Source organism: Bradyrhizobium sp. BRP20, assembly GCF_020194215.1.
GTDB classification, from domain to species: Bacteria; Pseudomonadota; Alphaproteobacteria; order Rhizobiales; family Xanthobacteraceae; genus Bradyrhizobium; species Bradyrhizobium yuanmingense.
On sequence record NZ_JADYVY010000007.1, the window covers coordinates 304122 to 329095 of the forward strand.

A 24974-nucleotide genomic window follows, 5' to 3' on the forward strand; every position below is an offset into this window, starting at 1 on the left:
TGAAAAAAAGAAATCGAGATCGCCCGCGATGGCCTTTACCGACATTTTCATCAAACGACCGGTCCTGTCGGTCGTCGTCAGCCTGCTGATCCTGCTGATCGGCCTGCGCGCGGCAATGGTGCTGCCGATCCGGCAATATCCGAAGCTGTCGAATACGGTCATCAACATCACGACCGTCTATCCCGGCGCGTCCGCAGACCTGATCCAGGGCTTCATCACCACGCCGATCGAGCAGGCGGTCGCGTCCGCCGAAGGCGTCGACTACATCACCTCGTCCTCGGTGCTCGGCACCTCGACGATCCAGGTCTACATCAAGCTGAATTTCGATCCGAACCAGGCGCTCACCGAGGTGTTGGCGAAGACCAATTCAGTGAAGTACCTGATTCCGAAGGAATCCAACGACCCGATCGTCACCAAGACCACCGGCCAGACCACGGCCGTGATGTATCTCGGCTTCTCCTCGGACGAGCTGTCCGGCTCGGCCATCTCCGACTATCTGACGCGTGTGGTGCAGCCGGTGCTGTCGACCGTCGACGGCGTCGCCTCGGCCGACATTTTGGGCGGCCAGACCTTTGCGATGCGGCTGTGGCTCGATCCCGTGAAGATGGCGGGCCGCAACGTATCGCCGGCTGACGTTGCGGCGGCGATCCAGGCCAACAACTTCCAGTCCGCGGCCGGCCAGACCAAGGGCTATCTGATCGTCTCGAACGTCTCGACCAACACGGGCCTGACCAACGTCGATCAGTTCAAGAAGATGATCGTCAAGGCCAAGGACGGCGGCTTCGTGCGGATGGAGGACATCGCCACCGTCGAGCTTGCAGCCCAGAGCACGGATGCCAGCGTCGCCTTTAACGGCGAGCGCGCGATCTTCATTGGCGTGCAGGCGACGCCACAGGGTAATCCGCTGACGCTGGTCAAGGGTGTGCGCGCGCTGTTCCCCGAGCTCGAACGCAACCTCCCGCCCTCGATGAAGATGAAGGTCGCCTACGACTCGACCAAGTTCATCCAATCTTCGATCGACGAGGTGCGGAATACATTGGGCGAAGCCGTCATCATCGTGATCGTGGTCATTTTCCTGTTCCTGGCCTCGCTGCGCTCCGTCATCATTCCCGTCGTCACCATTCCGTTGTCGATGATCGGCGTCTGCACGATGATGCTGGCGCTGGGCTTCAGCTTCAACCTGCTGACCCTGCTCGCGATGGTCCTGGCGATCGGCCTCGTCGTCGACGATGCCATCGTCGTGGTGGAGAACATCCATCGCCACCTGGAGGAGGGCAAGACGCCGGTCCAGGCCTCGCTACAAGGCGCGCGCGAAATCGTCGGACCGGTCATCTCCATGACCATCACGCTCGCCGCCGTGTACGCGCCGATCGGGTTCCTCGGTGGCCTCACCGGGTCGCTGTTCCGCGAATTTGCCTTTACCCTCGCAGGCTCGGTCATCGTATCAGGCGTGATCGCGCTGACGCTGTCGCCCATGATGTGCTCGGTGCTGCTGAAGAACACCGAAGAGGGCCGCTTCGCCAAGTTGGTGAACCGGGTGTTCGGCGCCATGACGCGGTGGTATGGCCGCAAGCTCGACCGCTCGCTCGACTACAAGGCCATCACCGGCCTGTTCGCCGTGACGATCCTGGGACTCGTCGGCTTCCTCTACATGAACACTTCGAAGGAGCTGGCGCCCGAGGAAGATCAGGGCATCGTGTTCGCGGTGACCAAGGCGCCGAAATACGCCAACATCGACTATGTCGATTTCTACGGCGAGAAGCTCGACAAGGAATTCCAGAAATTCCCCGAGACCGATCTGCGTTTCGTACTGAACGGCATCAACGGCCCGCAAGGCGGCATTGCCGGCATGCTCTTGAAGCCCTGGGACGAGCGCACACGCTCGTCGATCGCCTTGAAGCCGCTGGTGCAGGCCGAGCTCTCCAAGATCGAGGGCGTGCAGGCGTTCGCGTTCAACCTGCCGCCATTGCCGGGCGGACCCGGCGGTCTGCCGATCCAGATGGTGATCAATTCCACGGCCAGCTTCCAGACCGTCTATGAGCAGATGGAGAAGCTGAAGGAGGCTGCACGCAAGAGCGGCATGTTCATCGTCTCCGATAGCGACCTCGCCTACAACCAGCCGAACGTCGAGGTGACGATCGACCGCACCAAGGCTCAGGACCTCGGCGTCAACATGCAGAACCTCGGCTCGACGCTCGCGGTGCTGCTCGGCGGCAATTACATCAACCGGTTCAACCTCGAGGGCCGCTCCTATCAGGTGATTCCGCAGGTGCCGCGCGGCAAGCGGCTGTCCCCGGAATCGCTCGGTGGCTACTATGTGACGACCAACACCGGGCAGCAGCTTCCGTTGTCGACCGTGGTCTCGATCAGGACCAAGACCGATCCGAATTCGCTGACGCACTACAACCAGCTCAATTCGGCGACGTTCTCCGCCGTGCCGATGCCCGGCGTGACCGTCGGCGCTGCGGTCGACTTCCTCGAAGGCGAGGCCAAGAAGCTGCCGCAAGGCTTCAGCCACGACTATCTGGCTGACTCCCGGCAATACGTGCAGGAAGGCAATCAGCTTGCCATCACCTTCGGCTTCGCGCTGATCATCATCTTCCTGGTGCTGGCGGCCCAGTTCGAGAGCTTGCGCGACCCGCTGGTCATCATGATCTCGGTGCCGATGGCAATCGTCGGTGCGCTGATCCCGCTGTTCTTCGGCATGGCGACCATAAACATCTACACCCAGGTCGGTCTGCTCACCCTGGTCGGCCTGATCACCAAGCACGGCATCCTGATGGTGGAGTTCGCCAACGAGCTCCAGGTTAACGAGCGGCTCGACCGCCGCTCGGCCATCGAGATGTCGGCCCGCATCCGTCTGCGGCCGATCCTGATGACCACGGCCGCGATGGTGACCGGCCTGATCCCGCTCCTGACCGCGACCGGCGCGGGCGCGGCCAGCCGCTTCTCGATCGGTCTCGTTGTCGTCGCCGGCATGTCGATCGGCACGCTGTTCACGCTGTTCGTGCTGCCGGCAGTCTATGTGGTGCTGGCGACCGACCATCGCGCGGCGGCCGATTCGGAGCGGAACAAGCAGATCGGCGAGCTGGACCTCGATTCAAAGGCGCTACGGCCGACCTGAGGCCGCTGGCAGGTTAGTCCCGAAAGGGCGGCAGCGGTGATCCGCTGCCGCCCTTTTCGTTGGGTCTCGGGCGAGCTCCTTGCCGCGCTTGCGAGAGACAAGGTCCGGTCTTCTTGCTAGGTTCCGTGGAATGAGCCTGTCCCTCCACCCCGATACACCTCGAGCCGGGACATTGCCGAGCGCGGCCCCAGGCGAGGTCGCCTCCGGCGACACTGCGGGGCGCGGAATCCGGACCCGGCTCTTTGCCAAATACGTCGCGCTTTTCGTGGCGGTCGTCGCCATTGCGCTGCTCGCCAATGGCCTGTTCGAGGTCTACTTCTACTATCGCGAGCACAAGGCCTCTCTGATCCGGGTCCAGCACGAGCAGGCCGAGGCGGCCGCTGCCAAGATCGGCCGGTTCGTCAAGGAGATCGAGAGCCAGCTCGGCTGGACCACGCAGCTGCCCTGGTCGGGCGGCTCGATCGAGCAGCGCCGGTTCGACGCGCTGCGCCTGTTGCGCCAGGTCCCTGCGATCACCGAGCTGGCCCAGGTGGATTCGACCGGCAAGGAGCGGCTGCGGGTCTCGCGGCTGGCGATGGACGTGCTCGACAGCGGGATCGACCTGTCGAGCGATCCGAAGTTCACCGAAGCGGTCGCGCGCAAGGTCTATTACGGGCCGGTCTATTTTCGCCGGGAGTCCGAGCCCTACATGACGCTGGCGCTGGCGGGCGCACGCAAGGATGCCGGCGTCAGCATCGCCGAGGTCAATCTCAAGCTGATCTGGGACGTCGTGTCCCAGATCAAGGTCGGCGAGCACGGCAACGCCTACGTGGTCGGCCCGGAGGGCCGCTTGATCGCGCATCCCGACATCAGTCTCGTGCTGCGCAACACCGACATGTCCGGCCTTGCGCAGGTACGCGCCGTGCAGGCCGGCGGCGCCATGCCTGACGTGCTTTCCGAGGCCCACAACATCCAGGGGCAGAAGGTGCTGACCGCATCGGCCCCGATCGAGCCGCTGCGCTGGACCATGTTCGTCGAGCTGCCGGTCGAGGAAGCCTATGCCGCGCTCTATGCTTCGCTGCAGCGCCTTGCAATCGTGCTGCTCGCGGCATCCATCTTCGCGGTGCTGGCCGGGATCTTCCTGGCGCGCCGCATGGTCGGGCCGATTCAGGCGCTGCGGAGCGGCGCGGAACGAATGGGCGGTGGTGATTTCTCCCAGCGCATCTCGATCAAGACCGGCGACGAGCTCGAAGGGCTCGCCGACCAGTTCAACGACATGGGCGCGCGCCTGCAGGAATCCTATGCGGACCTCGAGAACAAGGTCGAGAAGCGGACCGCCGAATTGCGGGAGTCGCTCGAGCAACAAACGGCGACGTCGGAGGTGCTCGAAGTCATTAGCTCCTCTCCGGGAGAGTTAGAGCCGGTGTTTCAGAAGATGTTGGAGAATGCTACCCGCGTCTGCGGTGCGAATTTCGGCACGATGAATCTGTGGGACGGCCAGAAATTCAACATCGTCACGGACTACAACATTCCGCCCGAATTCTCCGCCTACCGCAAGCGGACGCCGATCCTTCCACACCCAGGATCGATTCTGGCTGCAGTCGTTTCGACGCATCAGCCGGCGCAGATCCGTGATTTGAGAGAGAGTCCGACCTACAAGGCCGGCGTTCCCAATGTCGTTGGAATGGCAGATATTGCCGGGGCCCGGACGCTCCTCGTCGTTCCAATGCTGAAAGAGGACGATCTGATTGGCGCGATCACCATTTTCCGACAAGAGATTCGCAGCTTCACGGATAAGCAGGTCGCTCTCGTCCAGAACTTTACCAAGCAGGCCGTCATCGCAATTGAGAATACGCGTCTGCTGAAGCAGCTTCGGGAGCGCACCACTGAGCTGTCGCAGTCGCTCGATGAGTTGCGCACCGCGCAGGACCGCCTGATCCAGACCGAAAAGCTCGCTTCCCTCGGCCAGCTCACCGCCGGCATCGCCCACGAGATCAAGAATCCGCTCAACTTCGTCAACAACTTCTCCGCGGTCTCGACCGAGCTGATCGACGAGCTCAACGAGATCCTGCAATCGGCCGCGCTCGACGGCAAGACGAAGAAGGAGGTCGACGAGCTGACCGGCATGCTCAGGGCCAATCTCGAGAAGGTGGTGCAGCACGGCAAGCGCGCCGATTCCATCGTCAGGAACATGCTGCTGCATTCGCGTCAGGGTTCCGGCGAGCATCGCGCCGTCGACATCAATGCGGTGGTCGAGGAGAGCCTCAATCTCGCCTATCACGGCGCGCGCGCCGAAAGGCCCGCCTTCAACGTCACGCTCCAGCGCGATTTCGACCCGGATGCCGGCATGATCGAGGTGTATCCGCAGGAGATCACGCGCGTCTTGCTGAACCTGATCTCGAACGGCTTCTATGCCGCGGCCAAGCGCAAGGAGAGCGAGGGCGATGCATTCGAGCCCACCTTGCGCGCGGCAACGAAGAATCTCGGCGACAGGGTCCAGATCCGGATTCGCGACAACGGCACCGGGATTCCAGCCGAGGTGAAGGAAAAGATGTTCAATCCCTTCTTCACCACCAAGCCGGCCGGCGAGGGCACGGGACTCGGCCTTTCAATGAGCCACGACATCGTGGTGAAACAACACGGCGGCACGATCGACGTGGACACCACACAAGGTGTATTCACCGAGTTCATCATCACGCTGCCGCGGACGATGGCAGCGGGCGACACTTCCGGAGGAAAGTCTTGAACGTTTACATCCTGGTCGTCGATGACGAGCCCGACGTCGAGGCACTGTTTCGGCAGCAGTTCCGGCGCGACCTGCGCGCCGGCCGGTTTCAGATGGAGTTTGCCCTCTCGGCCCCCGAGGCGCTCGAGCGCGCCGCCGAAGTCCGTGATCCCTCGCTGATCCTGATCCTGTCGGACATCAACATGCCCGGCATGAGCGGGCTCGACATGCTGCCGAAGGTGCGTGCCGCGCATCCCGATGTTCCCGTCATCATGATCACGGCCTATGGCGATGCGGAGACGCGCCGCAAGGCGATCGAACGGGGCGCCGTCGGGCTCCTCACCAAGCCGATCGACTTTGCGCTGCTGCGGCAGGAGATCGACACGAGGCTCGAGCAAGCCGCATGACTGCGACCATCCTCTTCGTCGACGACGAGCCGGATCTCGAGGCGCTGATCCTGCAGAAATTCCGCAGGCAGATCCGCGATGGGCAGCTCGCGCTGATCTTCGCGCGCGACGGCCTGGAGGCGCTGGAAGCGCTGGAGCAGAATCCGCATGTCGACATGGTGGTCTCCGATATCAACATGCCGCGAATGGACGGCCTGTCGCTACTCGCGAAGCTCCAGGAGGCCCAGGAGAAGAAGTCGACCATCATCGTCTCGGCCTACGGCGACATGAGCAACATCCGCACCGCCATGAACCGCGGTGCGTTCGACTTCCTGACCAAGCCGATCGACTTCGCCGACCTCGAAGCTACGATCGAGAAGACCGTCCGCCATGTGGAGATGCTGCGCGAGGTGCGGCGGCGCCAGATGGAAGCCGAGCGCGCCCATGCCTCGCTGTCGCGCTTCTTCTCGCCGGAGATTGCAAGGCGACTGGCCGCGAACGTCGATGGCGACGGCATTGAGGTGCAGTGGCGCGATGTCGCCACCCTGTTCACCGATATTACAGGCTTCACCTCGCTGGTCGAGACCGCGCCTCCGCAGACCCTGGGCGAGCTCCTCAACGAATATGTCGGCGGCATGACCGAGATCGTCTTCGCCCATGAGGGGACGGTCGCCAAGATCATCGGCGATGCGATCCAGGTGCTGTTCAACGCCCCCGGCGACCAGCCGGACTATGCAACGCGCGCGGTCGCCTGTGCCCATGCTCTCGACGCCTGGGCGGAGGACTTTTCGGCGCGCTGGAAGGCAAGAGGCGTGAATTTCGGAGCTACCCGCATCGGCGCTCATGCCGGTCCGGCGCTGGTCGGCAATTTCGGCGGCAACCGTTTCTTCGACTACACGGCCTATGGCGACACCATCAATATTGCGGCCCGGCTTGAGGCGGCGAACAAGCACCTGGGAACGCGCATTTGCGTTAGTGCCAGCGTTGCGAATGGGGCCGAAAACTTTCGTGGCCGTCCCGTGGGCGACCTGATGCTGCGCGGACGCAGCGAGCCGCTGCGCGCATTCGAGCCGCTGCCGCAGGCGAGGTTCGAGGCGCCAGCGACGGCGCAATATGCCGAAGCGTTTGCCAAGATGGAGGCCGGCGATGCCGCGGCCATGCCGTCCTTCGCCGCGCTGGTCGGCATGCACGCCGACGATCCGCTGGCCGGATTTCACCTGAAGCGCCTGCTCAACGGCGCCAAGGGCACTCGCATGCAACTGGAATAGGAGTCCGTCATGACGCGCGAATTCTCGGCCGGCAACTATCGTTTCATCCCGTCCGTGTTCCAATATTCCGCCGGTGCTGCCGCGGATGAGGGCTACGAGATCGAGCGGGTCCGGTTCGACCGCCTGGTGCCGCTCGCGGAAGGGTTTGCGCTGGCCGCAAAGTTCATCCAGGAGGCGGGGCGTCCGCTGACGGCATTCTGTGCCTGCGAGCTGCGCTCGCCCGCGGCCTTCAGCGAGGAAGGCTTTCGCGCGTTCAATCTGCACTATGTGAAGACGCTGTCCGAATGGGGCATCTTCGACGGCAGCACCAATCCGGTGGCGCGCAGCAATGTCTGCCCCGAGATCGATCCGCCGTCCGAACCGTCGTTCTATGCGTTCTCCTTCACGCGTCCGACGCGGTCAGATTTGCCGAGCTTCGTCATCGCCGGCGGCGCCGAGGCGCGCGAGGGCAGCGGCTCCTATGTCGAGCGCACGGTGCGCTACCGCGATCTCAGCCCGGAGGGGCTGCGCGAGAAGGTGCGCTTCACCACCACGTCGCAGATGGAAAACCGGATGGCAGCCTTCGGCTTCGGCTGGAAGGATACAACCGGGGTGCAGGCCTATTCCGTGCACGACTTTCACCATGCGCTGGTGGACGAGTTGGTCCGCCGTGGCGCGCTCCGCTCCGGGCTGACCTGGCATTTCGCCCGTCCGCCGGTGGTCGATCTGGAATTCGAGATGGATTGCCGCCGCGTGCTGCGGGAGGTGGTGGTCTGAGCTTCTCACCAAGAGGAATAATCAGCGCTGCCTTGGGTCGAGCGCGTCGCGTAGGCCGTCACCGAGCAAGTTCAGCGACAGCACGACGAGGAAGATCGCAAGGCCCGGCCAGATTGCCATCCAGGGCGCCTGGGTCAGGAAGCGTTGTGCCGCGTTAAGCATGCTGCCCCACGATGGCGCCGGAGGCTGCTGGCCGAGGCCGAGGAAGGAGAGGGCGGCTTCGGCGATGATGGCCGCAGCGATCGAGAGCGTCGCCTGCACCAGAAGCGAGGGGAGGATGTTCGGCAGGATGTGCGAGAGCGCGATCCGCCACGGCGGATTGCCGAGTGCGCGCGCGGCCTCGACATAGTCTTCGGCTTTGACGACGAGCACCTGGCCGCGGGTCAGGCGGATGAAGATCGGCGTCGCCGAGATGCCGATCGCAATCATGGCATTGCCGAGGCTCGGGCCGAGGAACGCGGCGAGCGCGATCGCCAGGATCAGGAACGGGCAGGCCAGCATCGCATCGGTGATGCGGCTGATCAGCGCGTCGGTGAAGCCGCCGCGGTAGCCGGCGAGGAGACCGAGCGGCACGCCGATGCCGAGCGCGATCGCGACCGAGATCAGGCCTGCGAGCAGCGAGGCGCGCGCGCCGTAGACGACGCGGCTGAGGATGTCGCGGCCGAGCTCGTCGGTGCCGAACCAGTGGGCCGAGGTCGGCGGTTTGCGCACCAGACTCCAGCTCGTCGCGATGGGATCATAGGGCACGATGAGCGGAGCGAGCACGGCAAGGGTGATGAATATCGTGAGCACGACGAGCCCGAACACCGCTGCCTTGCGCTTGAACAGCCGCCGACGCGCGCGGCGGGCCGGGCTATCCAGCTCGTCGGCTCGCGTGAGAGGACTCGGCAGCGCGGCATCGGTCATGATCAGCCCCGAAGCCGCGGATTGACGAGGATGTAGGCGATGTCGGCCACCAGATTCAGCGTGATGTAGACCGTGGCCGTGACCAGGACGACGCCCTGAACCACGGCATAATCGCGGTTGAATACGGCATCCACGATCAGCTTGCCGAAGCCGGGAATGGAGAAGATCTGCTCGGTCAGGACCGCGCCTGAGAGCAGCGTACCGAGCTCGAGCGCGCCGAGCGTGATGACGGGGGTCAGCGCATTGCGCATGGCATGCTTGAGGATCACCGTGCGCTCCAACAGCCCTTTGGCGCGCGCGGTGCGCACGTAGTCGCTTTCCAGCACCTGAAGCATGGCGCTTCGCGTATGCCGCATCAGGATCGCGGCGATCGCATTGCCGAGCACGAAGGCCGGCATGATGGTGACGGCCAGGCTTGCGCGCCAGTTCTCGGTGAGCGGCACGTAGCCGGAAGCCGGCAACCATCCAAGCTCGATCGAGAACAGGAAGATCAGCATGATTCCGAGCCAGAAGTTCGGCGTTGAGATGCCCCACAGCGCAAAGAGATTGGCGCCGTAGTCCCACGCGGAACCCTTCTTCACGGCCGCGACGATGCCGGCGGGAATGCCGATCAGCAGCGCGATCAGAATCGCCATCGAGCCGAGCTGCAGCGTCACCGGCAGCTTCTGCGCGATCAGCTCGCGCACCGGCATCTTATTGCGCAGCGACTCGCCGAAATCGCCCGAGAGCACGCCCTTGATCCAGTAGGCGTACTGCACCGGGACGGGCTGATCGAGCCGGTACTGGCGGCGGATCTGCTCGATAACGGCCGGGTCGCGCTCCTCGCCCGCCATCACCAGCGCGGGGTCACCCGGCAGCAATTGCTGCAGCGAGAAGATCAGCACCGAGACGAAGAACAGCGTCGGCACGATCTGCACAAGGCGGCGGGCGAGGAAGTTCAGCATCCTCGCAGCGTCACTTCAGCTTGAGGCCGACAACGCGGATGAGGCCGTCCGGCATTTGCCTATAGCCTTCGAGCTTGGTCGTGTGCGCGATGATGATACGGCGGTGATAGAGGTAGAGGATGGCGTGATCTTCCAGCTCCAGCTTCGCAAGTCTCTCGTAGGCGGCCTTGCGCTGAGCCATGTCCGACGTACGGCGGGCATCGTCGAGCGCCTTGTCCGCGTCGGCGTTGGTCCAGGCACTGTAGTTCTGCGGCGCATCCTTGCGCAGGAACACGTAGGAATTGCCATCGGGATCGATGCGTCCGCTCCATGCCAGCATGAAGGCCTGGTATTCGCCGGACTCGGCCTGCTTCAGCGACGTCGCAAACTCGGTGACGCGGATCTTCATATCGAAGCCCGCCTCGCTCGCCATGGATTGCACCACTTGAGCCACCGCTTCGGTCTCCGCACCCTTTGGTACCAGGAAGTCAACGCTGACTGGCCCAGTGACGCCGGCTTCCTTCAGGAGGGCCTTGGCTTTGGCGATGTCGCGGCCGTGGATCGGAAATGCGCCCTGATAATAGGGGTGATCGGGATTGACCCATTGGTTGCCCGGCTTGAATTCGCCGTTGAACACCACTTGGTTGATCGCCTCGCGGTCGATCGACCAGTCGAGTGCCTGCCGCACCTTGGCGGATTGGCTGAGCGGGCCCTTGGCCTTGTCCTTGCCGATGTTGAGCGTGATGCCCTGATAGCCGAGCTCGATGGCGGTCGCGACCTTCAGCCGCGAGTCGGCGCGCACCTCCTTGAGATCGGTGGCGAGCACGCGCTCGATCAGGTCGAGGCCGCCGGATTTCAGGTTTGCGAGCCGCACGGTCGCATCGACGATCGGCTGGAACACGATCTTGTCGATGAAGACGTTGTCCTTGTTCCAGTAGTCGGCGAATTTCTCGAACACGATGCGGTCCTGCTGCACGCGCTCGACGAACTTGTAGGGGCCGGCGCAGACCGGGCGAAGGCCGAACTTGTCGCCGGCCTCCTTGGCGGCCTTCGGCGACATCATCATTCCGGCGCGGTCGGTGAGCTGAGCGAGCAGGGGCGAGAACGGCGACTTCAACACCAGCTTGACCGTGAGGGGATCGACGATTTCGACGTGATCGACCGAGGCGAGCTCCGGCTTGCGGAACGAGCCGGGGAACGTCAGATGCCGCTCCAGCGAGAATTTTGCGGCCTCGGCATCGAACGGCTCACCGTCGTGGAATTTCACGCCGGGCCGCAGCTTGATGACCAGCGCCTTGCCGTCGTCGGCGGTTTCGCTCGAGAGCGCCAGCTGCGGCACGATGTTGAGCTTCTCGTCGATGTCGAACAGCTTGTCGCAGAAGGAGGAGAACACGATGCGGCCGACATAGGTGCGCGCCATCGTGGGGTCGAGGATATCGGGGTCTTCCGCGAGGCCGATGCGCAACGTGGTCTGGGCCTGCGCGGCCCCGATCGACACCAGCACAGCGGCGGCTGTTGCGGCCAGGCGAAACATCTTCATCGGTCAATCCCCATTGCTTCGGCTATTTCGTTGCGGACGCGGCGTACTGTATACCAACCCCGGCGGGGCTGCTGCCTTCCGTCTTTTGGCTGAAGGCCGCGACCAGCTTTGCAAGCGCCGGCGAAAAACCGCCGGCGGTGGGTAGAATGGCGTCGGCGGACGGCAGCTCCGCGGTGCGGTGACAGGCGGTGGCGTGGCCCGTGCGGTCGGCCAGAAGCGCAGGCGCCTCGCTGCGGCAGCGCTCGACCACGAACGGGCAGCGGGTGTGAAAGCGGCAGCCGGCGGGCGGATTGAGGGCGCTCGGGATTTCGCCCTCCAGCAGCACCGTCGTCCGTTTCGCCTTCGGCTGTGGCAGCGGGATCGCCGACAGCAGTGCGCGGCTGTAGGGGTGGCGCGGCGCGGCGAACAACGCGTCGGCTTCCGCCGTCTCGACGATCTGGCCGAGATTCATCACCGCGACGTGGTCGGCAATGTGCTTGACCACGGCAAGGTCGTGCGAGACGAAGATGTAGGCGAGGCCGAGCCGGTCCTGGAGCTCGCGCAGCAGATTGAGGATCTGCGAGCGGATCGAGACGTCGAGCGCCGAGACCGGCTCATCGCAGATGATGAGCTTCGGCTCGACCGCGAGCGCGCGGGCGATCGCGATGCGTTGGCGCTGGCCGCCGGAGAATTCATGCGGATAGCGCCGGGCGAGGCGCGGCTCCAGCCCGACCAGCCGCAGCAGTTCGGCAACGCGCTCGGCCCGCCGCACCGGCGGCACCAGATCGTGCAACGCCAGCGGCTCGGTCAGAATCTGGCCGACCGTCATGCGCGGATTGAGCGAGGCGTAGGGGTCCTGGAAGATGATCTGCGCCTCGCGCCGGAAGGCGCGCAAGGTCCCGGCGTCGAGCGCCAGCAGGTCGCGGCCGTCGAAGCGGATCATACCAGCGTCTGGCTCGATCAGCCGCAGCACCAGGCGGCTGACGGTGGACTTGCCGCAACCGGATTCGCCGACCAGGGCCAGCGTCTTGCCGGCCTCCAGCGAGAAGGACACGCCATCGACCGCCTTGACGTGCGCCAGCGCGCGGCCGAGCAGCGAGCGCTGAGCGACGAAATGCTTGACCAGGCCTTCGACTTCGAGGAGCGCCATCACGACACCAGCAATTCGAGCGGCGCGCGGATGCAGCGCGAGAGGTGGCCGTCGCTGAGTTCGACCAGTGGCGGCGGCACCTTGGTGCAGGCGTCGAGCACGAAGGGGCAACGCGCGGCGAAGCGGCAGCCGGCGGGCGGCTGTGCCATGTTCGGCACCATGCCTTCGATCGTCGCAAGCTGCTCGGCGCGGTGGTCGAGCCGCGGGATCGAGCCGAGCAGGCCGACCGTGTAGGGATGCTGCGGCGCGGAGAACAACTCGTCGACCGGCGCCCGCTCGACGATCTCGCCGGCATACATCACCGCGACCTCGTCGCAGACCTCGGCGACGACGCCGAGATCGTGGGTGATCAAGATGATCGCGGCGCCGCTCGCGGCCTTCAGCTCGCGCATCAGCTCCAGGATCTGGGCCTGCAGGGTGACGTCGAGCGCGGTGGTCGGCTCGTCCGCGATCAGCAGCCGCGGGTCGCAGGCGAGTGCCATCGCGATCATCACGCGCTGGCGCATGCCGCCGGAGAGCTTGTGTGGGTAGTCGTCGATCCGCCGGTTGGGCGAGGGGATATGGACGCGGCGCAACAGCTCGATCGCCCGCTCGCGCGCGCTCCTCCGCGAGCCGCCCCGGTGACGCAGGATCGTCTCGATGATCTGGTCGCCGATCGTAAAGCTCGGATTGAGCGAGGTCATCGGCTCCTGGAAGATCATCGCCAGCCGGTTGCCGCGCAGATCGCGCAACGTCTGGTCCGGCGTGGTCAGCAGGTCGAAGCCGTCGAAGCGGATCGCGCCACTTATTTCCGCGCTCTGCTTCGGCAGCAGGCCCATGATCGCCAGCGACGTCACGCTCTTGCCACAGCCGGATTCGCCGACCAGGCCGAGCGTCGCGCCATTGGCGACGCTGAGATCGACGCTGTCGACCGCGTGGGTGATGCGGCCGTCGTCGCCATGAAAGCGGATACGCAGATCCTTGATCTCGATGAGGGGGCTGGCGCTCATGATCGTCTCGCGCGCGCCGCTTCGATGCTGGCATCGATGACGCTGCGATCGGTGTTGCCAGCCGGGTTCTGCCGCGTCGGCATGGAGGCGCGGAAGTGCACCCAGAGCTCGTGGCTGACGCGCTCGAGGCGTTCGAGCTCGCTGATCGGATCGGGATGGTCGTCGGCGCGAATGTCCAACGCTGGCCATTCCTCCTCGCCGTGGATCACGAGCGCGGCCGATTGCTTGCCGCGCTTGTCGCCGCCGGCGGCTTCGCCGGCGCGCATCGCCGCGATTAGTCGACGAGGGAAGGGCAGGCTGTCATTTGCGATATATGTCTTCGCGGTCTCGTCGAGCACGTCTGGGCCGGCGAGCATATTGCCGGCGATCGAGAAGCCGCTGCCCGCGACGTGGCCGCACCAATCAACGCAGTCGCGCCCGGTATGCGCGGCGATTGCGCCGCTGGCATCCATGATATGGACCTGGCGGCTCTCGCGGCCGCCATCGGTCGCCAGCAGCGTGGCGAGCACGTCGTGGGCGTTGAGGCCCTCGCGCAACAACTTGATGCCGTCGATGCCGTAATAGGGATTGACGAAGGCTTGTGTTGCGATCGCGCCGAGGCCGGCGGCAATATACGGCACGCGCGCGCCGACGGCGAAGAAGCGGGTCGCGACCGCGATTCCGAACTGGCCGGTGGCAGGATCGCGCGCGATGATCGACCAGGTCATGTGCTGCCTTCAGCGTCCCGCCGCGTAGCCCTGCATGCCGCGCGGATTGGCGGCGGCGCGCCGGCGCGGACCCACGCGTGAGGCCGCGGTCAGGCGTCCTTCGGACCAGTCGGGGCCGACCTCGACGATATGTCCGCGCTCGCGCAGGTTCTCGATGGTTGCCTTCGGCACGCGGTTCTCGACCACGAGCACCCCGGGACGCGCGGTGCGAGGCCAGAACGAGATCGGGAAATGCTCGGAATGCCAGGCCGGCGCGTCGATCGCTTCCTGGAGATTGAGGTTGCAATGGACGTGGCGCAGGAAGAATTGCGTGATCCACTGGTCCTGCTGATCGCCGCCCGGCGAGCCCCAGGCGAGGTAAGGCTCGCCGTCGCGCAGCGCCATGGTCGGAGAGAGCGTCGTGCGCGGCCGCTTGCCCGGCGCGAGCGCGGCGGGATGACCTTCCTCCAGCCAGAACATCTGAGCGCGGCTGCCGAGGCAAAAGCCGAGCTCGGGAATGATCGGCGAGGATTGCAGCCAGCCGCCCGACGGCGTCGACGACACCATGTTGCCGTCCCTGTCGATGATGTCGAAATGCACGGTGTCGCCGCGCACCTCGCCGAAGCGGCCCACGGTCGGCTCGCCGGCGCCGAGCGCGCCGACCGCCTCGCGCTGGCCCTCCGCGCGGCGCAGCTTGACGACACCGCCGAAGCCCTCGACAGAACCAGGGATGAAATCGAGCGAAGCCTTGTCGGTGACGAGCTTGCGGCGCTCGTCGTTATAGGTATCCGACAGCAGCGTTTCGATCGGGATCTCGTTGAACTTGGGATCGCCGTAGAATTTTTCGCGATCAGCAAAGGCGAGCTTGGCGCATTCGATCTGGAGATGGATGAACTCCGGCCCTGTCGGGTCGAGGCCGTCGAGCGCAAAGCCCTTCAGCAGCGCGAGCTGCTGCAGCGTGACCGGGCCCTGGCTCCATACGCCGGCCTTGCAGACCGTGTAGCGGCCGTAATCGTAGGTGAGCGGCGCCTCGACTGTCGGCTGCCAGCGCGCCATGTCGTCGGCGGAGAGCACGCCGCGATGTGGCGAGCCGCTGACGTCCATCACCTCCTGGGTTCGGCAGAACTTGTCGACGGCTTCCGCGACGAAGCCTTGCGACCAGGCTTTGCGCGCGCGCTCGATCACCGCATCGCGGCCACCGCCGCCGCTTTCCGCCTCGCTCAGGATCCGGGCGTAGGTCGCAGCCAGTGTCTTGTTGGTGAACAGCGTGCCTGGCTTAGGCACTTCACTGTTCGGGAGGTAGACCGCGGCGGACGTCGGCCAGTGCTTGCGGAACAGCTGCTCGACGGTCTGGATCGTGGCGCAGGCGCGCTCGACCAGCGGATAGCCGTCGCGGGCGTAGGAGATCGCCGGCTCCAGCACGTCGCGCACGCGCATCGTTCCGTAGTCGCGCAGCAGCATCATCCAGGATTCGAAGGTGCCGGGAACGCAGGCGGCGAGCAGACCCGTGCCCGGCACCATGTCGAGGCCTTCGCTTCTGTAATGCGCGATGGTGGCCCGCGCCGGCGCCGGGCCCTGGCCGCAGATTACCTCGGTGCGGCCGCGCTTGACGTCATGCACGATGATGGGCACGTCGCCGCCGGGACCGTTCAGATGCGGCTCGACCACCTGGAGCGTGAAGGCGGTGGCAACGCCGGCATCGAAGGCATTGCCGCCCTTTTCCAGGATGGCCATGCCCACGGCAGTCGCAATCCAGTGCGTCGAGGCGACGACCCCGAACGTGCCCTCGATCTCGGGCCTCGTCGTGAACGGATCGGGATTGATATTACTGCCCATGGGACTTCACCACCTTATTTCCGGCGCGCGCAATTGATCACAGGGCCACCCCGCTTCCAAATGCGCAGGCTGCATGGCACGCGCGCGTCACGCCGGGACCGGCGCGGTGTTGACCGCATGGCAGGCGACGCCGTCGATTAGTTCCGGGGTTTCCTTGCGGCAGAGATCGAACGCCAGCGGACAGCGCGGATTGAAGGCGCAGCCGGAGGGCGGATTGATCGGGTTCGGAATCTCGCCCTTGACCGGAATGCGCTGGCGGCCGCTCATGGCAAGATCAGGCACGGCGCCCAGCAGCATCTTGGTGTAAGGCATGCGCGGATTGGCGAACAGCTCGCGTCCGTCCGCAATCTCGACGATACGGCCGAGATACATCACGCCGACGCGGCTCGCCATGTGGCGCACCACGGCGAGGTTGTGGCTGATGAACATGTAGGTCAGGCCGAACTTGTCCTGGAGGTCGCGCATCAGGTTCAGGATCTGCGCCTGCACGGAGACGTCGAGCGCCGAGGTCGGCTCGTCGCAGACGATGAATTCGGCGTCGGACGCGAGCGCGCGCGCGATCGCGATGCGTTGGCGTTGGCCGCCGGAGAATTCGTGCGGATATTTCAGCCGGTCGTCCGGATACAGGCCGACGAGGCTGAGCAGCTCGCCGACGCGAGCCTGGATGTCGCGCTCGCCCTGGATCAGGTCGAAGGCACGGATCGGCTCGGAGATGATGGCATCGACCCGGAAGCGCGGGTTCAGGCTCGCATAGGGATCCTGGAAAATCATCTGGATGCGCCGGCGCAGCTTCCGCCGCGCTGGCGCCTGCCGCGGGTCGGTCATCGAGACGCCGTCGATCAGCACGTCGCCGGCGCTTGGCGGCAGCAGGCCGACGACCATCCGTGCCACCGTGGTCTTGCCGGAGCCGGATTCGCCGACCAGGGCAAACGTCTCGCCCTTCCTGATGTCGAAGGTGACGTGATCGACCGCCTTGAGATATTCGAGATGTCCACCTTCGAGCACGCGGTTGAGCCAGGGTTTCGAGACGTCGAAGATGCGGCGCAGGTTTGTGGCCTGGACGAAGGGAGCGCTCATGCCACGCTCTCCGCCGGCACGTCGTCATAGAGGTGGCAGGCCACCGATTGCGCGCCGCGCGGCAGCGGCTCCGGCCGGTCGACCCGGCAACGATCGAAGGCGAAGGCGCAGCGCGGATTGAACGAGCAGCCGCGCGGGATCGCCGACAGGCGCGGCATCGAGCCCGGGATCTGCACCAGGCGCTTGTCCTCGCCGGCAAGAGTTGGGATCGCGCCCATCAGGCCCTTGGCGTAAGGGTGCAGCGGATTCTTCACGACGTCCTGCACCGGGCCGATCTCCGCGACACGGCCGGCATACATCACCGCGACGCGGTCGGAGGTTTCCGCGATCACGCCCATGTCGTGCGTCACCAGCATCACCGCGGTGCCGTGGTCGCGGCCGAGGCGCTTGATCAACGAGATGATCTGCGCCTGCACGGAGACGTCGAGCGCGGTGGTCGGCTCGTCCGCGATGATCAGCTCGGGCTCGGCACAGATCGCGAGCGCGATCACGACGCGCTGACGCATGCCACCGGAAAACTCGTGGGGATAGCCGTCGATGCGCTTTTCGGGCGCGGGTATGCCGACTTCGGCGAGCAGGTCGATGGCGCGGCGGCGGGCGGCCGACTCGGACAGATTGAGGTGGGTGCGGATCGTCTCCACGATCTGGTCGCCGACCTTGTACAGCGGATTGAGCGATGTCAGCGGATCCTGGAAGATCATGCCGATGCGCTTGCCCCTGATACGGCGCATCTCCTCCGGCGGCAGATTGTCGATGCGCAGGCCCGCGAGACGAATCTCGCCGCCGGCGATGCGGCCGGGCGGATCGATCAGGCCGATCACCGCGAGGCCGGTGACGGACTTGCCGGCTCCGGACTCGCCGACGACGCCGAGCACCTCGCCCTTGGCGATCTCGAAGGAGACGCCGTCGATGGCGCGCAGGGTGCCGCGGCGGGAGGCGAACTCCACGTGAAGATCGCGCACGGAAAGGACGGGTTCGGTCATGAACGAGGCGTATTCATCGAAGCTTCGGATTGAGCGCGTCGCGCAGCCAGTCGCCGAGCAGATTGATCGACAGGATCAGCGCCGCGAGCGCGAGCCCCGGGAAGGCGACGATCCACCATTCGCCGGCGAACAGATAATTGTTGCCGATGCGGATCAGCGTGCCGAGCGAGGGCATGGTGTCGGGCAGGCCGACGCCGAGGAAGGACAGCGTCGCCTCCGTGATGATGGCGAGCGCGAGGTTGATGGTGGCGATAACTAAGATCGGGCCCATCGTGTTCGGCAGCACGTGCCGCAGCATGATCTTCGGCGCCGGCAGGCCGATCAGCTGTGCAGCGGCCACGTAGTCCTTGTTCTTCTCGACCATCACGGAGCTGCGCACCGTCCGGGCATAGCCGACCCAGAAGCTCAGGCCGATCGAGATCACCAGCACCACCAGCATGCTGGTGGCGTCCAGCCGGTTGCCGAGGATCGACTTCGCGATTCCGTTGACCAGCAGCGCGATCAGGATCGCAGGGAAGGTCAGCTGCACGTCGGCGATCCGCATGATCACGCCGTCCACTGCGCCGCCGAAATAGCCGGCGATCAGGCCGAGGGCGATGCCGAGCGCGCCGGCGAAGATCACGCCGGCGACGCCGACGGCGAGCGAAATGCGCATGCCATAGAGAATCGCGGAGAACACGTCGCGGCCTTGCTCGTCGGTGCCGAGCAGGAACGGGCTCTGGCCGTCCGCGGTCCACAGCGGTGAAATCCGCGAATTCATCAATTGCAGCTGTGCCGGATCGAACGGGTTCTGCACCGCGAGCACGGATGCAAAGATCGCAAGCAGGAAGAACAGGACCGTGATGGCCGCAGCCACCATGGTGAGCTTGGAACGGCGGAACGAATAGAACAGGTCGCTGTCGAGCGTGCGGCTGAACCAGCTATGGGCGGCCTGCGCCGGCTGCGCGCTTTGCTTGTCGGAATTGGAGACGACTGCGTCGGACATGCAGGCTGCCCTATGCGGCGCGACCGACGGTCGAGCGCAGGCGCGGATCGACCACGGTGTAGAGAATGTCGACCACCAGATTGATGGTGACGAAGATCAGTGAAACCATCAGCAGGTAGGCGGCCATGATCGGAATGTCGACGTTTTGCACGGCCTGGACGAACAGAAGCCCCATGCCCGGCCATTGGAACACGGTTTCAGTGATGATCGAAAATGCAATAACCGAGCCAAACTGAAGCCCGGCCACGGTGATCACCGGAATCAGCGTGTTCTTCAGCGCGTGGCCGAAGTGGATCGCGCGCGTAGTCAGCCCCCTCGCGCGGGCGAAGCGGATATAGTCGGTCCGCAACACTTCCAGCATCTCCGCGCGCACCAGCCGCATGATCAGGGTCATCTGGAACAGGCCGAGCGTGATCGAAGGCATGATCAGTGCCTTCAGTCCCGACACCGTAAGCAGGCCCGTCGTCCACCAGCCGAGCTTGACCACCTCACCGCGGCCGAACGAGGGCAACCAGCCCAATGTCACTGCGAACAGGTAGATCAGGAGAATGCCGATCAGGAAGGTCGGCAGCGAGATGCCGATCAGCGAGACCGCCTGGAATAGTTTGGCCAGCACGGTATCGCGCTTGAGCGCCGAATAGACGCCCATCAGGATGCCGAACACCATTGCAAACACGGTCGCACAGATCGCAAGTTCCAGCGTCGCGGGCATGCGCTCCATCAACAGCGTCGCGACCGGCTGGCGGAACTGGTAGGAGACGCCGAACTTGAACTGCGCCGCATCGGCGAAATAGCGCACGAACTGCACCGGCACGGGGTCATCGAGGCCGAGCGACTTGCGCACGATCGCGCGTTCAGCGGCCGAGGTGTCGATCGAGACGATTTGGTTGACGGGGTCGCCGGCGAACCGGAACATCGAGAACGCGATGATGCCGACGGCGAACATGACGCCGATGGCCTGAACGGCGCGGCGAAGCGTGAAAGCGAGCATGCCTTCCACTGTCCTTGGGTGAGCGTACGGCCGACGTCCTTGGCGGCCGGAAAAGAAAAGGTCCCGGAAGGTGGATGCCGCCGGGACCTCGTGTTCAACCCATCCTATTCCTTCTTGGTTGCCCAGTGGAACATGACGAGATTGTCGGCGCGCTGCGGCAGGTTCACCTTCTTCGATACGCCCCAGGCCAGCGCCTGCTGGTGCAGCGGGATGTAGGACCAGCCCTTCATGCCGATTTCGTAGGCTTGCTTGATCAGCTGGTTGCGCTTGGCGGTGTCGGTTTCGACCAGCACCTTGTCGGTGATGGCGTCGAACTCCTTGTTGCAATAACCGCCGAGATTGGCCTCGCCGCGCGAGGATTTCGCATCGTCGCGGCAGCCCATGATGTCGTAGAGCACGTTGTGGGAGTCCATCGTGCTCGGGGTCCAGCCCAGCAGATAGAACGAGGTCTGGTAGCCGCCCTGCTTCAGCACCTTGGCGAAGTACTGCGCCTTCGGTTGCGCCAGAAGATTGATCTTGACGCCGATACGGGCGAGCATGCCGACCACGGCCTGGCAGATCGCGGCGTCGTTGACGTAGCGATCGTTCGGGCAGTCCATGGTGACCTCGAAGCCGTCGGGGTAACCGGCTTCGGTCAGGAGCTTCTTGGCGCCGTCGGGATCGAATTTCGGCCGCGTGAACTCCTTGGACAGCACGAACAATTCCGGTGCGATCATCAGCGCCGACGGCGTCGACAGCCCGCGCATCACGCGCGTCTTGATCAGCTCGATGTCGATCGCCTTGTAGAAGGCCTCGCGGACGCGGACGTCCTTGAACGGGTTCTTGCCCTTGATGTTGGAGTAGAGCAGCTCGTCACGCATCTGGTCAAAGCCGAGGAAGATGGTGCGCAGCTCCGGTCCCTTCAGAACCTGGGCGTTCGGGCTGGAATCGACGCGGGAGATGTCCTGGATCGGAACCGGCTCGATGACGTCGACTTCGCCCGAGAGCAGGGCGGCGACGCGGGTGGCGTCGGAAGCGATCGGGGTGAAGATGATCTCCTTGAGATTGCCCTCGACCTTACCCCAGTAATTGGGATTGGCCTTGAACACCGTCTTCACGCCGGGCTGATGGCTTTCAATAATGAAGGGACCGGTGCCGTTCTCGTTCAGTGAGGCATAGCTCGGCGTGGTCGCCGCCACCGGCGTCGGATCGACGACGTTGTTCTCCTCGGCCCATTTCTTGTTCATGATGTACCAGACATCCCACGCGTTATGCAGAATGGGATTTGGCGAGGGCAGGACGAAGTCGACGGTATAGTCATCGACCTTGACCACCTTGACGTCCGGCGCAAGGCGAGTCTGCATGTTCGACCCCTTCTTGCGGACGCGATCGGCCGAGAACACCACGTCGTCGGCGGTGAAGGGGTTGCCGTTGTGGAATTTCACGCCCTTGCGCAAATGGAAGCGCCAGCGCGTCGGCTCTGGGGTTTCCCAGCTTTCCGCCAGCGCCGGAATGATCTTGAGGTCCTTGTCGCGCGCCGTGAGGCCCTGATAGACGTGGCCGAGATGAGCGTGGGTGGTGCTCTCGTTCAGGGTATAGGGATCGAGCGACTTCAGGTCACCCTGGTTGGCATAACGTAGCGTCTGGCTCGATGCTGGCGAGACCGCCAACGCGAGCGTGCCGGCGAGTGTCGCCGCAAACAGACTTTGACCGACTGACATTCTTGACCCTCTCCACACTTCCGCGCCGGTGATTTTTGATTGTTCGGCGAGGCTGACTGATCCATGTTGCCCAGAGTTCTCGACCCGTGCAAGCATCATTCCAGCAAGGAACGCGCCAAGTTGCACCGCTGTGCAGCAATGCTGCCCGGCGTCCCCCGGGGCCGGCCGGCGAGCTTCTGCGCGGGTCGCGGGCCAGCCAATTTGATTGATTGACCATACGAGCCGATTGGGGAAGCCGATCCCAGCGGCTTCCCCTCAGGTCGCTTGCCTTGCAGACCTTCTCGCGGTGATACTCCGACGGGCCGCTCGAATCTCATCTGGAGGGGACATGAAGGTTAACATCGAAATCGACTGCACCCCCCTTGAGGCCCGCCAGTTCTTCGGTCTGCCCGATGTGGGGCCGATGCAGACGGCCGTGATGGACAAGCTGCAGCAGCAGGTTCTCAGCAACATCGAGAAGGTCTCGCCGGAATCGCTGATCCAGAGCTGGTTCACCTTCGATCCCAAGATCGCCGAGCGGTTTCAGGACATGTTCGTCGCGATGGCAGGCCTCGGCGGCACGCGCAGCGGCGACAAGAAAAAATAGTGTCGCCCGGGCCGGACGGGGCGCTGCAAGAAGGCCGGCTTCGTCCGCCGGGTCTCGGCCTGCTGCTCGCCGAGGCCCGTGGGCTATTCGAGTTGAATGCGAGCCTCTTGCTGTCGCCGCTCCTGATGCGGGCGCCGCGGGGCGATGGCCATCCGGTGCTGGCGCTGCCGGGCTTTCTCGCCAGCGACCTCTCGATGGTGCCGATACGGCGCTACCTCAGCGAGCTCGGTTATGCGCCGCATGCCTGGCGGATGGGCCGCAATCTCGGCGGGCTCGGGCGCATGCGGGATTCGCTGCGCATGCGCTTGGCCGAAATCCATGCCGCCACGGGACGCAAGGTCAGCCTGGTCGGTTGGAGTCTCGGCGGCGTCTATGCCCGCGATCTCGCGCTTTGGGCGCCGGACAAGGTCCGCTACGTCGTCACGCTCGGCAGCCCTTTTGCCAACGATGTGCGGGCGACCCACGCGACGCGGCTCTATGAGACGCTATCCGGCGAGAAGGTGGAGGACTATGCGGAAGCGCGCGAGGCGATTGCCGGCGATCTGCCGGTGCCGGCAACGTCGATCTATTCGCGCGCCGACGGCGTCGTGAACTGGCGGACCTGTGTGCTGCGCCCCTCCGACCGTGCCGAGAACATCGAGGTGCACCTGGCGAGCCATATTGGGCTTGGCGTGAACCCGGCGGTGCTGTGGGCCGTGGCGGATCGCCTGGCGCAACCGGAGGGAGACTTCCGGCCATTTGACCGGGCGGGGCCGTTTGCCATTGCATATGCCCCGCCGGACCGGGCAGTATCGGCCTGACGAGAAGCGCCGCCAAGGCGCCCGTCGAATACTCGGGAGGGAACCATGGCTGACGGTAAGAAGCTGTCGTCGCTTGACGCGTCGTTTCTCTATCTGGAAACACCGGAGATGCCGATGCATGTCGGCAGCATGGCGATCTTCCGCCTGCCTGACGACTACAAGGGCGATTTCTTCGAAGACTTCAAGTCGATGATCGTCTCGCGCCTGCACATCGCGCCGATTCTCAAGGCGCGGCTGGAGAAGGCGCCGCTCGACATCGATCATCCCTCCTGGGTCGAGGACGACCAGTTCGACATCGACCGCCACATCTTCCGCGCCAGCCTGCCGCAGCCGCGCGACCGCGCTACGCTCGAGCGCATCGTCGGCTGGATGCATGCCAAGCTGCTCAACCGCGCCCGTCCGCTCTGGGAGTTCTACGTGTTCGAGGGCATGAAGGACAACGAGGTCGGGCTCTATTCCAAGATGCACCATGCCGCGATCGATGGCGGCGCCGGTGCGGCGCTGACCAACATGATCTACGACATCTCGCCGATCCCGCGGAAGGTCGATCCGCCGACCGCGGGCAGCAAGCCCGGGCAGGAGCCGCGCGACATCGCCGCCAACCTGCTCGACTCCTATCAGCAGCTGTTCAGCCAGCCGCTGGAGGCTTCGCAAGCGGCAAAGAACCTGCAGCTGCCCCGCACCGGCAAGAGCGATATCGGCTCGATCCTGTTCGACAACGCTATGTACCAGATCGAGAGCGCGGTGCGCTTCGCCGGCAACATCCCGACCGTGCTCAAGAGCGTCTCCGACGTGCTCGGCAAGATCGCCGATCCGAAGTCGCGCGAGAGCCTTGCCAGCATGGTGTCGCCGGCGACCATGCTCAACAAGACGATCTCCTCGGAGCGGAGCTTTGCCGGCGTATCGATCCCGCTGTCGCGGGCGAAGGCGCTGGCCAAGCAGGCCGGCGGCAAGCTCAACGACGTGGTGCTGGCGCTCGCCTCCGGCGTCGTCCGCCGCTATCTCCTGCGATACGGCACGCTGCCGGCGAAATCCCTGACCGCAGCGGTGCCGATCTCGCTGCGGGAGGAGGGCAACACCGAGGCCAACAACCAGGTGTTCGGCATGATCTGCTCGATCGCCACCAACATCGAGGATCCCAAGGCGCGGCTGGAAGCGATCATCGCGCAATCAACCAAGTCCAAGGAGATGTCGCATCCTTTGCGGGCTTTGATGCCGCAGGTCTCCAACATCTCGATGCTGGGCGCGCCGATCATGGTGCAGATTCTGGCGCTGCTCTATAGCCGCTCGAACCTCTCCGACGTGCTGCCGCCCGCGGCCAACATCACCGTGTCCAACGTGCCCGGGCCACGGCAGACGCTCTATGCCGCCGGTGCCGAGCTCTTGCACATCTTCCCGGTGTCTATCTCGACCCACGGGCAGGCACTCAACATCACCGTGCAGAGCTATCGCGACCAGCTCGATTTCGGCTTTATCGTCGGTGCCAACATCATTCCGCATGTGCAGGTGATGTGCGACATGCTGCCTGAGGAATTCGCCGCGCTGGAGGCGGCGTACACGCCGCCGGCCGCTGATATCAAGGGCGCCGCCGAGTAAGGACTTTGC

General features: G+C 64.6%; 20 protein-coding genes. 8 read left to right on the forward strand and 12 right to left on the reverse strand.

The window, feature by feature from the left end; translation table 11 throughout:
• Window positions 1-28: 28 nt before the first annotated feature.
• From I6F33_RS19235 to I6F33_RS19255, 5 genes are all read left to right on the forward strand, one after another.
• A complete protein-coding gene (locus tag I6F33_RS19235; protein WP_036025801.1) occupies window positions 29-3124 on the forward strand; it encodes a MexW/MexI family multidrug efflux RND transporter permease subunit in 3096 nt (1031 codons plus the stop codon).
• A 130-nt stretch (window positions 3125-3254) separates the two neighbouring features.
• The gene (locus I6F33_RS19240; protein ID WP_225143750.1) at window positions 3255-5849 is read left to right on the forward strand and encodes an ATP-binding protein; all 2595 of its coding nucleotides are present in this window, start codon (window positions 3255-3257) and stop codon (window positions 5847-5849) included.
• Window positions 5846-6235: a response regulator gene (locus I6F33_RS19245; RefSeq protein ID WP_025034870.1), complete on the forward strand. Its 390-nt coding sequence runs from the start codon at window positions 5846-5848 to the stop codon at window positions 6233-6235. Before I6F33_RS19240 ends, I6F33_RS19245 begins: the two co-directional genes overlap by 4 nt.
• Complete coding sequence (locus I6F33_RS19250) at window positions 6232-7482, forward strand: adenylate/guanylate cyclase domain-containing protein (RefSeq protein ID WP_036004735.1); 1251 nt, start codon at window positions 6232-6234, stop codon at window positions 7480-7482. Before I6F33_RS19245 ends, I6F33_RS19250 begins: the two co-directional genes overlap by 4 nt.
• A 9-nt stretch (window positions 7483-7491) precedes the next feature.
• The gene (locus tag I6F33_RS19255) at window positions 7492-8238 is read left to right on the forward strand and encodes a hypothetical protein (protein WP_225127385.1); all 747 of its coding nucleotides are present in this window, start codon (window positions 7492-7494) and stop codon (window positions 8236-8238) included.
• A 21-nt stretch (window positions 8239-8259) separates the two neighbouring features.
• Here the strand turns inward: I6F33_RS19255 and I6F33_RS19260 are convergent, their stop codons facing one another.
• The 12 genes from I6F33_RS19260 to I6F33_RS19315 all read right to left on the reverse strand — a co-directional run bounded on the left by I6F33_RS19260 (window position 8260) and on the right by I6F33_RS19315 (window position 21983).
• Window positions 8260-9144: an ABC transporter permease gene (locus I6F33_RS19260; RefSeq protein ID WP_225143751.1), complete on the reverse strand. Its 885-nt coding sequence runs from the start codon at window positions 9142-9144 to the stop codon at window positions 8260-8262.
• 2 nt (window positions 9145-9146) lie between these two features.
• Window positions 9147-10088, reverse strand: coding sequence for an ABC transporter permease (locus tag I6F33_RS19265; RefSeq protein ID WP_025034874.1), 942 nt, complete (start codon window positions 10086-10088; stop codon window positions 9147-9149).
• Between the two features lie 10 nt (window positions 10089-10098).
• Window positions 10099-11607 carry an ABC transporter substrate-binding protein gene (locus tag I6F33_RS19270; RefSeq protein ID WP_225143754.1) on the reverse strand — a complete coding sequence of 503 codons (1509 nt, stop codon included), beginning with the start codon at window positions 11605-11607 and terminating at the stop codon, window positions 10099-10101.
• Between the two features lie 22 nt (window positions 11608-11629).
• Complete coding sequence (locus I6F33_RS19275; RefSeq protein ID WP_225143755.1) at window positions 11630-12736, reverse strand: ABC transporter ATP-binding protein; 1107 nt, start codon at window positions 12734-12736, stop codon at window positions 11630-11632.
• Window positions 12736-13725, reverse strand: a complete 990-nt coding sequence (locus I6F33_RS19280) for an ABC transporter ATP-binding protein (RefSeq protein ID WP_225143756.1) — start codon at window positions 13723-13725, stop codon at window positions 12736-12738. Before I6F33_RS19280 ends, I6F33_RS19275 begins: the two co-directional genes overlap by 1 nt.
• Window positions 13722-14432, reverse strand: a complete 711-nt coding sequence (locus tag I6F33_RS19285; RefSeq protein WP_225143757.1) for a DUF1028 domain-containing protein — start codon at window positions 14430-14432, stop codon at window positions 13722-13724. Before I6F33_RS19285 ends, I6F33_RS19280 begins: the two co-directional genes overlap by 4 nt.
• 9 nt (window positions 14433-14441) lie before the next feature.
• Complete coding sequence (locus tag I6F33_RS19290; protein ID WP_225143758.1) at window positions 14442-16247, reverse strand: gamma-glutamyltransferase family protein; 1806 nt, start codon at window positions 16245-16247, stop codon at window positions 14442-14444.
• An 87-nt stretch (window positions 16248-16334) separates the two neighbouring features.
• Complete coding sequence (locus tag I6F33_RS19295; protein WP_225143759.1) at window positions 16335-17324, reverse strand: ABC transporter ATP-binding protein; 990 nt, start codon at window positions 17322-17324, stop codon at window positions 16335-16337.
• Window positions 17321-18307 carry an ABC transporter ATP-binding protein gene (locus I6F33_RS19300; protein WP_036004770.1) on the reverse strand — a complete coding sequence of 329 codons (987 nt, stop codon included), beginning with the start codon at window positions 18305-18307 and terminating at the stop codon, window positions 17321-17323. The genes I6F33_RS19295 and I6F33_RS19300 overlap by 4 nt, the downstream gene beginning before the upstream one ends.
• Window positions 18308-18320: 13 nt before the next feature.
• The gene (locus I6F33_RS19305) at window positions 18321-19292 is read right to left on the reverse strand and encodes an ABC transporter permease (RefSeq protein WP_225143760.1); all 972 of its coding nucleotides are present in this window, start codon (window positions 19290-19292) and stop codon (window positions 18321-18323) included.
• A 10-nt stretch (window positions 19293-19302) separates the two neighbouring features.
• Window positions 19303-20283, reverse strand: a complete 981-nt coding sequence (locus tag I6F33_RS19310) for an ABC transporter permease (RefSeq protein WP_036025775.1) — start codon at window positions 20281-20283, stop codon at window positions 19303-19305.
• A 104-nt stretch (window positions 20284-20387) separates the two neighbouring features.
• Window positions 20388-21983 carry an ABC transporter substrate-binding protein gene (locus tag I6F33_RS19315; RefSeq protein WP_225143761.1) on the reverse strand — a complete coding sequence of 532 codons (1596 nt, stop codon included), beginning with the start codon at window positions 21981-21983 and terminating at the stop codon, window positions 20388-20390.
• Between the two features lie 328 nt (window positions 21984-22311).
• Here I6F33_RS19315 and I6F33_RS19320 point away from each other — a divergent pair, with 328 nt between their 5' ends.
• Genes I6F33_RS19320 through I6F33_RS19330 form a run of 3 tightly spaced genes read left to right on the forward strand, consistent with a single transcriptional unit; the run spans window position 22312 to window position 24965 of the window.
• Window positions 22312-22569, forward strand: a complete 258-nt coding sequence (locus I6F33_RS19320; RefSeq protein WP_036004778.1) for a DUF6489 family protein — start codon at window positions 22312-22314, stop codon at window positions 22567-22569.
• Entirely contained in the window at window positions 22569-23369 is an 801-nt protein-coding gene (locus I6F33_RS19325; RefSeq protein ID WP_225143762.1) for an alpha/beta fold hydrolase, read from the forward strand. Before I6F33_RS19320 ends, I6F33_RS19325 begins: the two co-directional genes overlap by 1 nt.
• Before the next feature lie 45 nt (window positions 23370-23414).
• Window positions 23415-24965: a wax ester/triacylglycerol synthase family O-acyltransferase gene (locus tag I6F33_RS19330; protein ID WP_225143763.1), complete on the forward strand. Its 1551-nt coding sequence runs from the start codon at window positions 23415-23417 to the stop codon at window positions 24963-24965.
• Window positions 24966-24974: the final 9 nt, after the last annotated feature.

What these genes read in the sequence shown, in the direction of transcription:
- I6F33_RS19295 (WP_225143759.1), bottom strand. Translation starts at nt 17,324, where the DNA reads ATGAGCGCTCCCTTCGTCCAGGCCACAAACCTGCGCCGCATCTTCGAC.
- I6F33_RS19235 (WP_036025801.1), top strand. Translation starts at nt 29, where the DNA reads ATGGCCTTTACCGACATTTTCATCAAACGACCGGTCCTGTCGGTCGTC.
- I6F33_RS19270 (WP_225143754.1), bottom strand. Translation starts at nt 11,607, where the DNA reads ATGAAGATGTTTCGCCTGGCCGCAACAGCCGCCGCTGTGCTGGTGTCG.
- I6F33_RS19265 (WP_025034874.1), bottom strand. Translation starts at nt 10,088, where the DNA reads ATGCTGAACTTCCTCGCCCGCCGCCTTGTGCAGATCGTGCCGACGCTG.
- I6F33_RS19305 (WP_225143760.1), bottom strand. Translation starts at nt 19,292, where the DNA reads ATGTCCGACGCAGTCGTCTCCAATTCCGACAAGCAAAGCGCGCAGCCG.
- I6F33_RS19275 (WP_225143755.1), bottom strand. Translation starts at nt 12,736, where the DNA reads ATGGCGCTCCTCGAAGTCGAAGGCCTGGTCAAGCATTTCGTCGCTCAG.
- I6F33_RS19330 (WP_225143763.1), top strand. Translation starts at nt 23,415, where the DNA reads ATGGCTGACGGTAAGAAGCTGTCGTCGCTTGACGCGTCGTTTCTCTAT.
- I6F33_RS19285 (WP_225143757.1), bottom strand. Translation starts at nt 14,432, where the DNA reads ATGACCTGGTCGATCATCGCGCGCGATCCTGCCACCGGCCAGTTCGGA.
- I6F33_RS19255 (WP_225127385.1), top strand. Translation starts at nt 7,492, where the DNA reads ATGACGCGCGAATTCTCGGCCGGCAACTATCGTTTCATCCCGTCCGTG.
- I6F33_RS19250 (WP_036004735.1), top strand. Translation starts at nt 6,232, where the DNA reads ATGACTGCGACCATCCTCTTCGTCGACGACGAGCCGGATCTCGAGGCG.
- I6F33_RS19260 (WP_225143751.1), bottom strand. Translation starts at nt 9,144, where the DNA reads ATGACCGATGCCGCGCTGCCGAGTCCTCTCACGCGAGCCGACGAGCTG.
- I6F33_RS19300 (WP_036004770.1), bottom strand. Translation starts at nt 18,307, where the DNA reads ATGACCGAACCCGTCCTTTCCGTGCGCGATCTTCACGTGGAGTTCGCC.
- I6F33_RS19280 (WP_225143756.1), bottom strand. Translation starts at nt 13,725, where the DNA reads ATGAGCGCCAGCCCCCTCATCGAGATCAAGGATCTGCGTATCCGCTTT.
- I6F33_RS19315 (WP_225143761.1), bottom strand. Translation starts at nt 21,983, where the DNA reads ATGTCAGTCGGTCAAAGTCTGTTTGCGGCGACACTCGCCGGCACGCTC.
- I6F33_RS19290 (WP_225143758.1), bottom strand. Translation starts at nt 16,247, where the DNA reads ATGGGCAGTAATATCAATCCCGATCCGTTCACGACGAGGCCCGAGATC.
- I6F33_RS19310 (WP_036025775.1), bottom strand. Translation starts at nt 20,283, where the DNA reads ATGCTCGCTTTCACGCTTCGCCGCGCCGTTCAGGCCATCGGCGTCATG.
- I6F33_RS19240 (WP_225143750.1), top strand. Translation starts at nt 3,255, where the DNA reads ATGAGCCTGTCCCTCCACCCCGATACACCTCGAGCCGGGACATTGCCG.
- I6F33_RS19320 (WP_036004778.1), top strand. Translation starts at nt 22,312, where the DNA reads ATGAAGGTTAACATCGAAATCGACTGCACCCCCCTTGAGGCCCGCCAG.